11 protein-coding genes are annotated in these 12,901 nt (G+C 57.3%); 2 read left to right on the forward strand and 9 right to left on the reverse strand.

The window, feature by feature from the left end; all coding sequences use genetic code 11:
- Positions 1 to 135: 135 nt before the first annotated feature.
- The 4 genes from PDUR_RS24555 to PDUR_RS24570 all read right to left on the reverse strand — a co-directional run bounded on the left by PDUR_RS24555 (position 136) and on the right by PDUR_RS24570 (position 4,621).
- Complete coding sequence (locus tag PDUR_RS24555; RefSeq protein WP_036598516.1) at positions 136 to 606, reverse strand: GNAT family N-acetyltransferase; 471 nt, start codon at positions 604 to 606, stop codon at positions 136 to 138.
- A 121-nt stretch (positions 607 to 727) separates the two neighbouring features.
- Entirely contained in the window at positions 728 to 1,798 is a 1,071-nt protein-coding gene (fni, locus tag PDUR_RS24560; RefSeq protein ID WP_042209685.1) for a type 2 isopentenyl-diphosphate Delta-isomerase, read from the reverse strand.
- A gap of 215 nt (positions 1,799 to 2,013) precedes the next feature.
- Positions 2,014 to 3,522, reverse strand: a complete 1,509-nt coding sequence (gene cls, locus PDUR_RS24565) for a cardiolipin synthase (protein WP_042208575.1) — start codon at positions 3,520 to 3,522, stop codon at positions 2,014 to 2,016.
- A 406-nt stretch (positions 3,523 to 3,928) separates the two neighbouring features.
- Entirely contained in the window at positions 3,929 to 4,621 is a 693-nt protein-coding gene (locus tag PDUR_RS24570; RefSeq protein WP_042208576.1) for a TorD/DmsD family molecular chaperone, read from the reverse strand.
- 348 nt (positions 4,622 to 4,969) lie between these two features.
- Between PDUR_RS24570 and moaA the strand changes: the two genes are divergently transcribed.
- On the forward strand, positions 4,970 to 5,971 hold the full coding sequence (gene moaA / locus PDUR_RS24575) for a GTP 3',8-cyclase MoaA (RefSeq protein WP_042208577.1): 1,002 nt from the start codon (positions 4,970 to 4,972) through the stop codon (positions 5,969 to 5,971).
- Here the strand turns inward: moaA and PDUR_RS24580 are convergent.
- Positions 5,968 to 6,582, reverse strand: coding sequence for a LysE/ArgO family amino acid transporter (locus tag PDUR_RS24580; protein ID WP_330217226.1), 615 nt, complete (start codon positions 6,580 to 6,582; stop codon positions 5,968 to 5,970). The two genes, moaA and PDUR_RS24580, sit on opposite strands and share 4 nt — an antisense overlap.
- 203 nt (positions 6,583 to 6,785) lie before the next feature.
- On the opposite strand from PDUR_RS24580, the gene PDUR_RS24585 reads away from it, so the two are divergent.
- A complete protein-coding gene (locus PDUR_RS24585; RefSeq protein WP_042208579.1) occupies positions 6,786 to 8,291 on the forward strand; it encodes an aminotransferase-like domain-containing protein in 1,506 nt (501 codons plus the stop codon).
- An 81-nt stretch (positions 8,292 to 8,372) separates the two neighbouring features.
- Here PDUR_RS24585 and PDUR_RS24590 read toward each other — a convergent pair whose 3' ends face one another.
- Genes PDUR_RS24590 through mobA form a run of 4 tightly spaced genes read right to left on the reverse strand, consistent with a single transcriptional unit; the run spans position 8,373 to position 12,820 of the window.
- Positions 8,373 to 9,548, reverse strand: a complete 1,176-nt coding sequence (locus tag PDUR_RS24590) for a sensor histidine kinase (RefSeq protein ID WP_233277428.1) — start codon at positions 9,546 to 9,548, stop codon at positions 8,373 to 8,375.
- Complete coding sequence (locus PDUR_RS24595; RefSeq protein ID WP_042208580.1) at positions 9,545 to 10,219, reverse strand: response regulator transcription factor; 675 nt, start codon at positions 10,217 to 10,219, stop codon at positions 9,545 to 9,547. The genes PDUR_RS24590 and PDUR_RS24595 overlap by 4 nt, the downstream gene beginning before the upstream one ends.
- Positions 10,149 to 12,011 (reverse strand): ABC transporter ATP-binding protein, encoded by a 1,863-nt coding sequence (locus PDUR_RS24600; RefSeq protein WP_042208581.1) that lies wholly within the window; start codon positions 12,009 to 12,011, stop codon positions 10,149 to 10,151. Before PDUR_RS24600 ends, PDUR_RS24595 begins: the two co-directional genes overlap by 71 nt.
- Positions 12,012 to 12,070: 59 nt before the next feature.
- Positions 12,071 to 12,820 (reverse strand): molybdenum cofactor guanylyltransferase, encoded by a 750-nt coding sequence (mobA, locus tag PDUR_RS24605; RefSeq protein ID WP_042208582.1) that lies wholly within the window; start codon positions 12,818 to 12,820, stop codon positions 12,071 to 12,073.
- Positions 12,821 to 12,901 lie beyond the last annotated feature (81 nt).

Here is a 12,901-nt window from a genome sequence, read left to right on the forward strand (position 1 = left end):
AAACCCAGTTTATTATTAGGAGCAAAAAGGACCTCCTCATTGGAGATCCCTTCCATGCATCCTGCCATATAGGCGGCGACCACTCGGCAGACTCCCCGTTTATTAGGCGGTGCCGAACGCGGCGAACCAATACGTCTACAGCTCTTTCGACATCGTAATGTCGGTTACGCCGTAGCCCATTTTTTTGTACAGCTCGAATGCGCGTTGGTTCTGGCCGAACACATGCAGACCGATTTTGCGGACGTTCATGCTGCGGGCCTCTTCGTCGAGCGCCTGCATGGCCAGCTTGCCATAGCCCTTTCCCTGAAACGGTTCAAAAATATAAATGTCGTAAATAAATGCTTCGCGGCCGCGGCGGCCTTCAGTAACGTTGAACCAGATGTAACCGACATGGGTATCGCTCTCTTCCTCGACGACCGAGTACAGATAAGCGCCTTCGGTATTCAGCCCGGCGGGCAAAAAGCGCGTCATCGCCTCTTTGGACTGCTTCAGCGCGTTATCCGGTTCCCAGGCTCCCGATTTCACCTTCTCCTCGGCAAAGTCGCTGGTCGATTGACTGAGGAAAAATTGAAACGTCGCTTCGTCCATTTGAACCAGTTTTATCATAATTAGACCTTCCTTATTTCGGTATTCATGCCCTTGTTACGGGCATCTGAATTTTAACATCCGCCTCTCGCTTGGGAGGCGGAATGAACAGCGCAGTGCCGGCCGGCGCTGCCGCTTCGCGTTAAACGCGCATAAGCCTCGGCGTGCCGCGAAGGGCACCCACGGAGGAGGCGCCGATGCCGAACATCGCCGTCCTCAGCTCCAGCTCAGCCTGCTGTAGCGCCGCCTCCAGCGCCGCCTCCGATTCCACCGCCGGGCCGAGGAGACTCCGGCCGAAGCCGGCCAGATCCGCGCCGAGCGCCAGCGCCTTGGCGGCGTCAACGCCGCTCTGCAAGCCCCCGCTGCCGATCAATGCGCCTTCAGGAGCAGCGGCGCGTACATCCGCAATGCAGTCGGCGGTCGGGATGCCCCAATCCGCGAACGCCTCGGCGGCGGCGCGCCTCACCGGATCGGCGCTGCGGAACTTCTCTACCTGGCTCCATGACGTTCCGCCCGCTCCGCTCACATCGATGAATGACACTCCGGCGCCGTACAGCTTAAGCGCCGTCTCGCCGTCGATGCCCCAGCCGACTTCCTTGACGCCGACCGGTACCTCCAGACTGCGGCACACCTGCTCGATCTTCGGCAGCAGCGAGCCGAACCCTGTGTTCCCTTCCGGCTGGAACACCTCCTGAAGGCCGTTCAGATGCAGCACCAGCCAATTGGCTTCGGCGATTTCCACCGCCCTGCGGCAGTCGCCTGCATCAAAACCGTAAGACAGCTGAACCGCTCCAAGGTTCGCGATGACAGGAATGTCCGGGGCCCGTTCCCGCACCCGGAACGTAGACTCAAGCTCCGGGCGCTCTAGTGCGGCCCGGATCGAACCTACGCCCAGCGTCCAGCCCCGCCGCTGCGCCGCCTCGGCGAGCCGCGCGTTAATCTCTCCGGTAGCGGCGCTGCCGCCGGTCATCGAACTGATCAGCAGCGGAGTCCGCAGACTCCGGCCTAGAAACAATGTGTCCAGCGTTATATCGTCAAAGTTCGTTTCCGGCAGCGCATTGTGCCGGAACCGGTAACGTTCAAAACCTGTAGTAACTCCTCTGCCGCCTACGTCTTCATTCAGGCACAGGCGTACATGCTCGATCTTCCGCTCCCCCGTCTTTCCTTCCAATAGATGCGGACGGGAGACCGAATCCTTGGCTGTCGTCTTCATTTCATCATTCATATTAATCGGCACATGGCCTTTCCTCGATTTATTTGTTGCCGCCGTCATATTATAACACAACCGGCCAGGTGAATTTGCGGCTTCATCACACGTTCATCGCGTTTTTTTGACAGCCGATCGGGCAACAGTAGAATGAGCGGCCATTCAGGGCAGAGCTTCGCTGCTTCACCAGTTTCGGAGGCGCTGCTGTCTGCTTACGCCCTTTACAGAAGCGGCGACATCAGCCTGGCGGCCGATTCGAGCAGCCGCTCCGGCAGCCGCTTATCCATAAACTTCTCGTGGACAATCTGCGATGTGGACAGCAGATCGCGCTCGAAATCGGAGACGATTCGCTTAACGCTCTCGGTCTGAAGCAGCAGCGCGTTCACTTCGAAGTTCAAATGGAAGCTGCGCATATCCATGTTGGCCGTGCCGATGGTGGCGATTTCGCCGTCGATGATGAGCAGCTTGGAATGAATAAATCCTTTTTCATACTCGAAAATCTTAACGCCCGCTTCCAGCAAAGCCGGGAAATAGGAATGGGACGCAAGAAACGGCAGCCACTTGTCCGGCTTGGCCGGGAACAGCAAGCGCACATCCAGCCCAGAAAGAGCAGCCACTTGCAGCGCCGTGTAAATGTCCTCGTCGGGGATAAAATACGGCGTGGCTATCCACACCGACTTCTTGGCCGAGGTGATCATGGAGAAGAAGATATTTTTGAGCGTCTGCCTCTCATTGTCCGGGCCGCTCGCGATAATCTGCACCGCCCCGCCGTCTCCGGTGTACCGAAGCTGCGGCGACAAATAATCCTGCTCCAAAATCCGCTCGCCGGTCGTGTGCATCCAGTCCAGCAGAAAAATAATTTGCATCGTCCGCACCGCCTCGCCCCGCACAAGCATATGCGTGTCACGCCAGAAGCCGTATGTTTTGCTGCGGCTCAAATACTCATCGCCCACATTGAGCCCGCCCATAAAGCCGACATCCCCGTCGATAACCACTATTTTACGGTGGTTCCGGTAGTTAACCCGGCTGGAGAAGAAGCTCTTGGATCTGCCGTACGCCGCTACTTGCACCCCCGCGTCACTCAAAGCATTCAGGAAGCTCCGGGACAACTGGATGCTGCCCACGGCATCATACATGAAGCGGACCTTGACGCCGGCGCGGGCCTTTTCAATGAGAATCTGCTGAATTCTGGTCCCGATCTCGTCAGCGCGGAAAATATAATACTCCATGTGGATATGGTGCTTCGCCTGGCGCAGCTCCATTAGGAGCGTTCCGAACGTCTCCTCGCCATTGGTCAGCACCCGCGTCTCCGAAGAGAAAGAGATCGGCGAACGCGCCAGACGCTGGGACAGGCCGAGCAGCTTGCGCTGCGTGGAATTAAACATCGACCAGTCCTGATGAAGGCGCAGGGCGTCGTTCTCAATCCGCTCATAGGCCATCAGGTCCCGTTGGGCTTTTTTGTCATATTTACGGCGCTTGAACACATTTTGCCCAAACAGGAAATAGAACACGAGTCCCACTACCGGAATCAGCGCAAGCAGCAGGATCCAGGCCATCGTCGCCGACGGGTTGCGGTTCTCCATAAAAATGGCGAGTCCGATCGAAACAACCGTCAGCGTGGAAAAAATACTGATAATCGTCCCGCCGGTGCTGCCGAAAATGCCAAAGCCAAAATAATAAAAGGCGAGCAAAGCTCCTATGATGATCGTTGACTGTATTCCTCTTCTCATTGGCACCCTACCTCTTCAATTAATCACAACAGCTATGGAATACCATCATACATTTTACATGATAGACGACTTTCTTCCTATCATCATCGACCCAAAAACCGAAAATACGACAAAATTGTAACCTCATCAAGGATTCAAAGGGCGGGTGAACACGCTGCCGTATCCTGCATAGGATACGCTTCAGGCATTGTCAACCTGGCCGCAGCTGCCGCATAACCGGCAAAAAGCCATCCTCCGCGATGAGGATGGCTTTTTGTATATTAGCTATACACGGCCTTGCATTGAGGTCAGCACCGGAAACACGGGCTACAGCCGCAGGTAAATATCCTTGAACAGCGGATACAGCTTCGCGTTATACGGGCGGTTGTTCTAGCTTGGGGGCTATCATCACTGGCAGAGAACAGCGCTACATCGCTGCTGCGGTGCTCTCCAATGAAGCTTTCAAGGACTCTAGCATATGCAGATCATAAGGAAGAAACTCCTCCAGCATGCGGGATAATCCCCGGTACAGCGGGCTGTCGGTCGCCGATTTCAATCTTTCGCAGAATTCAGGCGCCCAGCGAAGTAAATGCTCCCTGAGGAAGTTCTCCTGGGTGCTCAGCTGTTCCATCGCGCTTTGGGCAGAAAAGCTGTTATACAGCATACGATCATGAAGCACGGCCATAAACTCCAGCTCGATGGCAATGTGATCGTCGGCTTCGTTGCCGCATTTTTTGAACACGATACCTGCTGATGCATACACATCGGAAATGACGTTGCAGAATTCCTCCGCTTCTCCCAGCAGAGCGGCTTCTCTCGGCTTAAGGCCGATCACCGTTTCGTCACACATCAGCCGGTCGTATTCTGCGGCTTCTTTCTCGCAGACCTTAAGAAGATCATGCGGATTCTGGCCATGCAGATAGCGCTTCAGCTCACGCCCTCCCTCCGACATCTCCGCAGCAGCGCCGATTGGCCGGTTGCCGCTCCACTGCGCGATTAGCGACAGAGTCGGTCTTCTTCCGAAAAAATCAGTAAACATCTGGTATATAAATCCCCTGCTTTCCAGCCAACGATTGAAGGCTTCCGAAACGTTAAGGGGAGAAACGGTCATAATGGTCATCTACAAAATCCTCCTTTAAATAATCCGCCGCCGCACGTTCAGCGGCTGTCCTTGGTCTATGACCTCGCATGCCGCTCTAACGGTTCCACCTCATTTTACCAACCACTTCTGATAATGAAAAGTTATCACGGCTTTATGTTTTTATTATAGCCCGGGTTGAAAACGCTTTTCGTGAGCATTCTATGGCGATTGGGCTGAATTGTCGCATTACTGTCAAATTTATTCCTCTTCCCGTAATTCCTTATGATACCGTATAAAGAATTACCAAAGAGTCCGCATTGACGGCAGCTCTGATAAACTTTAAAATTTGAAATATTATACCGAACGACGAAAGGGGAATCTCCCGCCATGGAACTGCTGACAGACCCTTTTGGACGCGTACACGATTATATGCGCATTTCGGTTACGGACCGCTGCAATCTGCGCTGTATTTATTGTATGCCTGCGGAAGGAATGCATTTCCAGCCGCATGATGAGATCATGAGCTATGAAGAAATCGCCGCTGTCGTGAAGGCGCTTGCTCCGGCCGGGTTGCGCAAAGTGCGCCTTACCGGGGGAGAGCCGCTGGTACGCAAAGAATTGGAGCGGCTGCTCGCCATGCTGTCCTCTATTCCGGGCATTGAGGATATTTCACTCACCACCAACGGCCTGCTGCTGCCCGCCAAAGCGGCGGCGCTCAAGGCAGCCGGTCTTTCGAGGGTAAATATCAGCCTCGACTCCCTGCGGCAGGAGCGTTACTCCATGATTACGCGGGGCGGCGATGTAGCCAAGGTGCTGAAAGGAATCGAGGCGGCGCACGCCGCGGGGCTCTCGCCCATTAAGCTTAATGTGGTGCTCATGAAGGGCATCAACGATGACGAAATCAAGGATTTTATCGCCCTTACTATAAATAGTCCGCTGAATGTGCGGTTTATCGAATATATGCCGATCGGCAGCGCGACCGACGCCTGGCGGCAGTCGTACCTGCCGCTGGAAAGAGTGCTCGAAGCCTGCCGCGAAGCCGGATGGGAGACCGAGAAAGCGCATGCGCCTGCCGGAAACGGCCCGTCCCAAGACAGTCGTGTCGTCGGCGCCAAAGGCACATTCGGTCTGATTCATCCGGTAAGCGAGCATTTTTGCGACAACTGCAACCGGTTGCGTCTTACGGCTGATGGCCATATCAAAGCCTGCCTGTACTGGTCCGACGAATACAACGTGCGGCCGCTGACCGGTGATCCGGAGGCGGTGCGCAGTTTATTCCGCAAGGCCCTCAGAGGCAAGCCTCATAACCACGAAATGGCACTGGCGCTGGAGAAGAAAGCCCAGAGCCATACGCCTACGAGCCGCCGCATGTCGCAAATCGGCGGTTAAGCCGCAAGCAAGCTCCACAGCTGCCGGGCCATATATCCTGCCATCGCCCACAGCAGCATCGCAGAGGCAATGTTCAGCGCCCGAACCAGCCTGCCGGAGGGATCGGCCTTGCCGAGCACGCTTCCGGCGGCAGCCAAGACCATGAACCACAGCCATGATACCCCGGCGGCGGCTGCGGCGAACGCCCAGCGCTCCGTGCCGCCATACTGCAGGGAGCTTGTACCGATGACGCCCACCGTATCCATCAGAGCGTGCGGATTCAACAGCGACACCGACAACGCAAAGGCGATCTGCTCTTTGGAAGGGAGAATAACGGCGCGTTCATCCGCCCGGCCCCCCTGCAGGATTTTCCAGCCCATCACGGCCAAAAAGACGACCCCCGCCCCGTAAATGAAGGGCGTCAGCCAATTCAGAGACAGTACAGCCAGGGACACTCCCCCAACGGCTGCGAAGATCAGCAGCGTGTCGCACAGCGCCGCCGTTATTATAGCGGGAAGCGCCCTTTTGTACCGCAGCTGCAGCGCCCCCTGGTTAAATACAAAGATATTCTGCGCTCCAAGCGGCAGAATAAGGCCTACAGCCAACACCATTCCATGAATGACAGCTTCCATCAACATTTTCCTCCCTTTATCAAGGCGATTCGCCCTGTCCGCTTCGGACCCTTAACGAATATTACAGCCTTTCCGGCCTTCCGTGACCAGCCAAATGCCGGGCAGACAGCCCAACCAAATGAAACATCTGCTGTCAATCATGCTATACTGTGGTCAACTTACCGGAACAAGCGAGTAAATTCTTAATCAGGGAGGTTCTTTTCATGCAGACCCGGCCACCGCTGTACAGCAGCAGCCGAGGCCAGCTCCAGAGCGCCGGCGATTCTTTGGCGGATTGGCGTCCGGACCGGGACTCGCCGCTGCCGATTTACGCCCAAATCGCCGGATATTTCCAATCCAAAATCGGCGGCGGCGACTGGCCCGAAGGCATGAAGCTGCCTTCGCAGCGCGAGTTGGCCCGTCAGCTTGGCGTTAATCGCAGCACGGTTGTTACCGCACTCGGCCAACTGGCCGCGCTCGGGCTCATTGAAGGAAGGCAAGGAGGGGGCACAAGGGTTGCGGGGAAAGAGAGAACACAGAAGACGGCGGGAAGCTGGAACGATTACGTGGAGGAGGGCATCCATTATCCCAATTTGCCCGCCGTCCAGGCGATCAACCGCCTGGAATTTAGGCCGGAGCTGCTTCGGCTCGGAACCGGAGAGCCCGCCCCCGAGCTGCTGCCGGGCGAGCAAATGCGCTCCATTCTTGCGGAGCTGACCCGTGAAGAGCTGCCGCTGGCGTATGAGGAGCCGCTCGGCAGTCTGCGGCTCCGGCGCGCGGTCAGCAAAGAGCTCGGGAGAACCGGCATTCAGGCAGGGCCATCCTCGATTCTGATTCTCTCCGGGGCGCTTCAGGGCATTCAGCTTATCTCTCTCGGGCTGCTGCCCAAAGGGGCGGGCGTTCTATTGGAGAAGCCCTCTTATTTGTATTCCATTCATTCTTTCCAGTCGGCGGGGGTCAAGCTGCACGGCCTGCCAATGGACGGGCGGGGTCTCGTAACGGAAGGGCTGGAGGCTCAGGCAGCCCGAACCAAGGCGGCGCTGCTGTATACGATTCCGTCCTTTCATAACCCGACTGGTATGCTTATGGACGCGGAGCGGCGGCGGGAACTGATGGAGAAGACGGCCGCGCTGGGACTACCCGTACTGGAGGATGGCGCCTATCAGGACCTATGGCTGGACGCGCCTCCGCCTCCACCGCTCAAAGCGCTGGACCGGAATGGACAGGTGCTCCACCTGGGCACCCTGTCGAAATCCGCCAGCCCGGGACTGCGTATCGGCTGGGTTGCCGGACCCGAGCAGGTGATCCGGCGTCTGGCCGATATCAAGATGCAAACGGATTACGGCGCAAGCTCCCTCTCGCAGCTTGCGGCGGCTAAGTGGCTGGAGGACGGCTGCCACGCACGGCATACGGGCGCCCTCCGTCTCATGCTGCGCCAGCGCCGTGATGTGATGCTGGAGCTGCTGGAGCTTCATTTTGCCGGACTGGCGGAGTGGACCAAGCCCTCCGGCGGCTTCTATGTATGGCTGCGTCTGAACAAGTCCCTCCCGCTGCCGAAGCTGTTCCGCACGGCGCTTGCGGAAGGGCTGCTGCTGAACACCGGCGATCTGTACGACCGGTCGGACGCAAGGCATCTTCGCCTGTCTTATGCCTATGCCTCCCCGTCCGGGCTGGAACAAGGGATTGCCAAGCTGGCGGAGCTTGTCCGCCGGATGGGCCGGCTGTCCTGACGCCAGAAGGACAGCCGGAACCTGTGCGATCCGAGACTTCTGCGGCTTCATCATTCACCGCAGCAGCAATTTGTACGGGTGTTACTCCCGCTCCCGTTCTTTCTTCACAGACAATGGCAGCGTCACGATAATCTCTGTCCCCTCGCCAGGGCAGCTCTCCGTGCGGACCTCTCCCCGGTGAAGGTCGACAATCTTCTTCACCAGTGACAGTCCCAATCCGCTGCCTCCGGCACCCGCGCCTCTCGCTTTATCCGCCTTGTAGAACCGCTCGAAAATGCGGGGCAGGTCCTTCTCGGAAATACCCGCACCGGTATCAGAGACAATAACCTCCGCTCCCGTTTCAATCAGGCGCGCCGTTATCATGATCTTCCCGCCCGGCGGAGTAAACTTGATGCTGTTATGCAATAGGTTGTTCCAGACCTGGCTGAGCAGGTCTTCGGCCCCCGTCACCGTCATTTCAGCGAGCTCCGCCTCCACTTCGATTCCTTTGCCCATCCACTGCGGCTCACAGGCCAGCAGGATGTTCCGGAGCTGCCTGTCGAGACGGTAAGGCTTCGCTTCAAACGGAAAGCTGCCGGACTCCAGCACCGACAGCTTGAGCAGGCTGTCGCTAAGGCCCGACAGCCGGGCGCTCTCAGCCTCGATAATATCCAAGTAATGCTCCCGGGTCTCCCGGCTGAGATCTTCGCTGCGCAGCGCGCGGGCGAAGCCGCGAATGGAAGTGAGCGGCGACTGAATCTCATGCGACACATTCGAGATGAAGTCCTGCCGCATCGTCTCCATCCGGCTCAGCTCGCTGGCCATTTCATTGATTCCTTCCACGAGTTCACCCATCTGGCCGTAACGTTCGACATCTTCCACCTTGGCCGTAAAATCCCCTTTGGAAATCCGCCGGACGGCATTCAGAATCGGGGAATAAAATTTTCTCTGCTTCCCGTGAGTAATCAGGGAAATCAGTCCGCCAATGCAGAACAGAATAAGAAATCCGAGGAGCATACCCAGGAGCTGCGACACAAAGTCGGATGAAGGAGCACCAAATCTCCGGAACAGCGCCTTCAAGATAAAGTAGGAAGCCGTCCACGAGCCGATGAGGAGCGAAAAACCAGCCAGCATTCCGAGCAATCCCCGGACGGCTCTCCCCAGGCACTTCATTCTGCGCCCTCCGACCGGCTGCCGGGACCGCTCCCGGCGCGGACGGCGATCCCGGACCGCCCGCTCCGGAGCCGTCCGCTCTGACGCTCGCTGCCGCCGCTTCATTCCGCACCCTCCAGCCGGTAGCCGAGACCGCGCACGGTGCGGATGGCGAATCCGTACCGCTCGCTCGGGAAGCGTTCGCGCAGCCGGTTGATGTGCACATCCAGCGTGCGTTCATTGCCTTCGTAGTCATAGCCCCAGATCTCCTCGATCAGCCGCTCGCGCGGCAGGGTCTGTCCGGGGTAGCTTGCCAGCCTGAACAGCAGCTCGTACTCTTTCAGGGGCAGCGTCAGAACGCCGTCATCGGATTGAATCTCGTAGGTTCTGCGGTTCATCTTCAGCCTACCGACGGTTACGCTCTGGGCGGCGGAAATCTGATACCGTTTCAGCAGCGCCTTTACGCGGGCGATCAACACGGGCGGCTCAAACGGTTTGACGAGATAATCGTCGGTCCCAAGCTCGAAGCCCTTCACAATCTGCGACGTTTCGCCTTTGGCCGTGAGCATGAGCAGCGGAAAATCGTAATCCTTCCGCAGTTCGCGGCAGAGCTGCCAGCCGTCCATGTTCGGCATCATGACATCGAGAATCACCATGTCGGCGGTATGATCCCCAAGAAACTCCAGCGCTGCTTTCCCATCGGAAGCCTCGTACACTTCCATGCCTTCAGCTTTCAAAAATACGGCTACCAATTCGCGGATGTGCGGATCGTCGTCCACCACCAGTATTTTGGCCATATCCGGCACTCTCCTCTCCTTCGCCGTACTCCCGGGATTCCGTATCGGCCGCTTGCAGCTGCTGCTGTGCAAATTCGCGGTAGAGGCTATGCTCCCGCAGCAGTTCTTCGTGTCTTCCCCTGCCGGTAATCTCACCCTTCTCCATAAAGAGAATCTGGTCGGCGTTCACCACCGTGGACAGCCGATGGGCGATGACGATGGTCGTCCGGCCTTTCATCAGATTGGATAGCGCCTTCTGCACGACCGCTTCGGACTTGCTGTCAAGGCTTGAAGTCGCTTCGTCCAGCATCAGGATTTTCGGATCTCTCAGCAGCGCCCGGGCAATTGCAATCCGCTGCCGCTGTCCGCCGGACAGCTTCACGCCGCGCTCGCCGACTTCAGTGTCGTAACCATCCGGCAGCTCGTCGATGAAGGTATCGGCATACGCCATCGCCGCCGCCTGCCGCATTTCCGCCAAATCAACCTCCCGGTCCAGCCCGTAGCGGAGATTGTCCGCAATCGTTCCGGCCAGCAGCGGGCTTTCCTGGGAGACATAGCCGATTCCTCCGCGCCAGGAGGATAGCGAGAAATCGGAAATCGGCTTGCCTCCCAGCCGGATCACGCCTTCCTGCGGCTCATAGAAGCGCTCAAGCAGGGAGAACAGCGTCGTCTTGCCGCCGCCGCTAGGGCCGACAATCGCCGTTACCTCTCCGGGCGTTATGGAGCAGCTAACCTTGTTCAGCACACGTTCACCCGCCTTGTATCCGAAGGAGACATTTTCAAGCGTAATCGGCATCCGCGCCCCTCCCGCCATCTCTTCCCCCTCATACTTCTCTTCTTCATGCATCAGCATCTCCATCAGCCGCTCCGAAGCGCCCATGGACTTCTGAATTTGGGTAAAGAAGGTGGTCAGTTGGGTCAGCGGCATAATGATCTGGATCAGATACAGGATAAAAGCGACCAGTTCCCCCGCCGTCAGCGCGCCGCTGGACACCTGCAGCCCGCCGTAGCCGATAATGACCACCAGCAGCATCATAAATATGAGCGAGACAAGCGGAGTGATCCATGCGCTGGCCTTGCCTTCGCGTATGCCGTAAGAGAGCAAATTCATAATGACGCTTCTTCCAGATTCGTATTCCCGGCGTTCCGCTCCGGACGCTTTGACAAGCCGGATTTCCGACAGCACGCCGCTAAGCACCGCCGTAAAGGAGGCCGTCTCATCCTGCATGCCCTTGGAAATCTTATACATCATCCGGCCGAGAGGAACAAGAACGAGCGCCGAAAGAGGCAGCACGGTGAACAGAACCAGCGTCATTTTCCAATTCAGATAAAAGAGCACCGAGATCGAACCGACAATGGAAATGATGCCTGTGAACAGGCTCGAGACATTCTCCGCTACCAGCGTCTTGATTATGCCCGTATCGCTTGTCATGCGGCTGACGCTTTCGCCTGTCCGGATGTCATTATAATAGGAGACCGGCAGCAGCAGCAGCTTGCGCCACAGACGTTCCCTTAAGCCGGCAACCATTTTCTGTCCAGCATAGTTCAGCAGATAGACGGAGATGCCCGCGGCGGCGGTCTGGGCGATGAAAGCGCCGGCGATTCCGGCGATCTGCAGCCGGCTTACGGAAGACAGTGAAAATCCGTCGACCAGCCCTTTGGTGAACATCGGAATGACCAGCGACACCAGCGTGGATATCACGCTGAGCGTAATAGCCAGGGCAAGCAGGCCATACGGTGGTTTCGTTTCTTTAAGCAATTTCAGAAATGAACGGAGATTATTCCTGCCTGTCTTCTTCGTTGAGGTTGTCATTGTTAATCCTTCCCTTCTTGGCGAATAATCACAAAATACTCCCTCATTGTAAACAGAAGTTAAACTCGCCACTCTGCGGCGGCACGGTAATCCTCCGGAGTATTGATATTAAGCAGCGGGGACGGCGCTCCGTCCAAGGCGCCCGCAAAGCCTGCTTCCGGTACATACAGAACCTCCATGCTTTCCAGCCATTCCATGACCTTTAACCTTCCGTGCAGCAGGGCATTTTCCAAGCCGGGAAGGGTATCCTTATGGTACAGTCCCAGCAGCGGCTGCACTTTGCCGGAGAGTGATACCGGCACCACCGCAAGCGTTTGGCAGCTTGCTGCCAAAGGACCAGGTGCTGCTCCGGATACAGATTGCCCGCAGCGGGCCTTATCCGCCAAGGTATCTTTCTTCGCTCCGCCATCTTCCGCAAGCCGCCCGGCGCCTTGCCCCGCTGAATCTGAGTCCAAATGCCTTTCGCCCCGCTTCAAAGCGTCCACAATGTACCGCATAAACGCTGCGGAAGCGAATGGCAAATCGCAGGGAGCGGCAAGATGCCACTCCGCGTCCGAAGCGGTCATTCCCGCATGAAGCCCCGCCAGCGGGCCGCAGCCCGGAAAGCGGTCGGCGGCCTGCGAAAGCCCCAGGAAGCGGTAATCCTCCCGCTCCTCCGTCCCGCAGGCGATTGTGACCGGCTCCGCGACTTCACCTAGCGCAGCGGCAACCCGGGCAATAGCGGGAATACCCCCGAATTTCAGAAGAGACTTATCGGCGCCCATCCTTCTGGAGCGCCCTCCAGCGATCAGAATGCCGGCAATATGCATAACGCCACCGCCTTTTTTGACAATAGTATCATATTAAATGGAAGCAAAATCCTTAAAATCCTATAGATTTAGCAAAATGAG

The organism is Paenibacillus durus (assembly GCF_000756615.1).
GTDB classification, from domain to species: Bacteria; Bacillota; Bacilli; order Paenibacillales; family Paenibacillaceae; genus Paenibacillus_AQ; species Paenibacillus_AQ durus.

Coding starts and splice junctions, on each gene's coding strand:
- PDUR_RS24570 (WP_042208576.1), bottom strand. CDS start 4,621: ATGACCATTATGACCGTTTCTCCCCTTAACGTTTCGGAAGCCTTCAAT.
- PDUR_RS24580 (WP_330217226.1), bottom strand. CDS start 6,582: ATGGAAGCTGTCATTCATGGAATGGTGTTGGCTGTAGGCCTTATTCTG.
- PDUR_RS24600 (WP_042208581.1), bottom strand. CDS start 12,011: ATGACAACCTCAACGAAGAAGACAGGCAGGAATAATCTCCGTTCATTT.
- moaA (WP_042208577.1), top strand. CDS start 4,970: ATGGAACTGCTGACAGACCCTTTTGGACGCGTACACGATTATATGCGC.
- PDUR_RS24590 (WP_233277428.1), bottom strand. CDS start 9,548: ATGAAGCGGCGGCAGCGAGCGTCAGAGCGGACGGCTCCGGAGCGGGCG.
- mobA (WP_042208582.1), bottom strand. CDS start 12,820: ATGCATATTGCCGGCATTCTGATCGCTGGAGGGCGCTCCAGAAGGATG.
- cls (WP_042208575.1), bottom strand. CDS start 3,522: ATGAGAAGAGGAATACAGTCAACGATCATCATAGGAGCTTTGCTCGCC.
- PDUR_RS24585 (WP_042208579.1), top strand. CDS start 6,786: ATGCAGACCCGGCCACCGCTGTACAGCAGCAGCCGAGGCCAGCTCCAG.
- PDUR_RS24595 (WP_042208580.1), bottom strand. CDS start 10,219: ATGGCCAAAATACTGGTGGTGGACGACGATCCGCACATCCGCGAATTG.
- fni (WP_042209685.1), bottom strand. CDS start 1,798: ATGAAGACGACAGCCAAGGATTCGGTCTCCCGTCCGCATCTATTGGAA.
- PDUR_RS24555 (WP_036598516.1), bottom strand. CDS start 606: ATGATAAAACTGGTTCAAATGGACGAAGCGACGTTTCAATTTTTCCTC.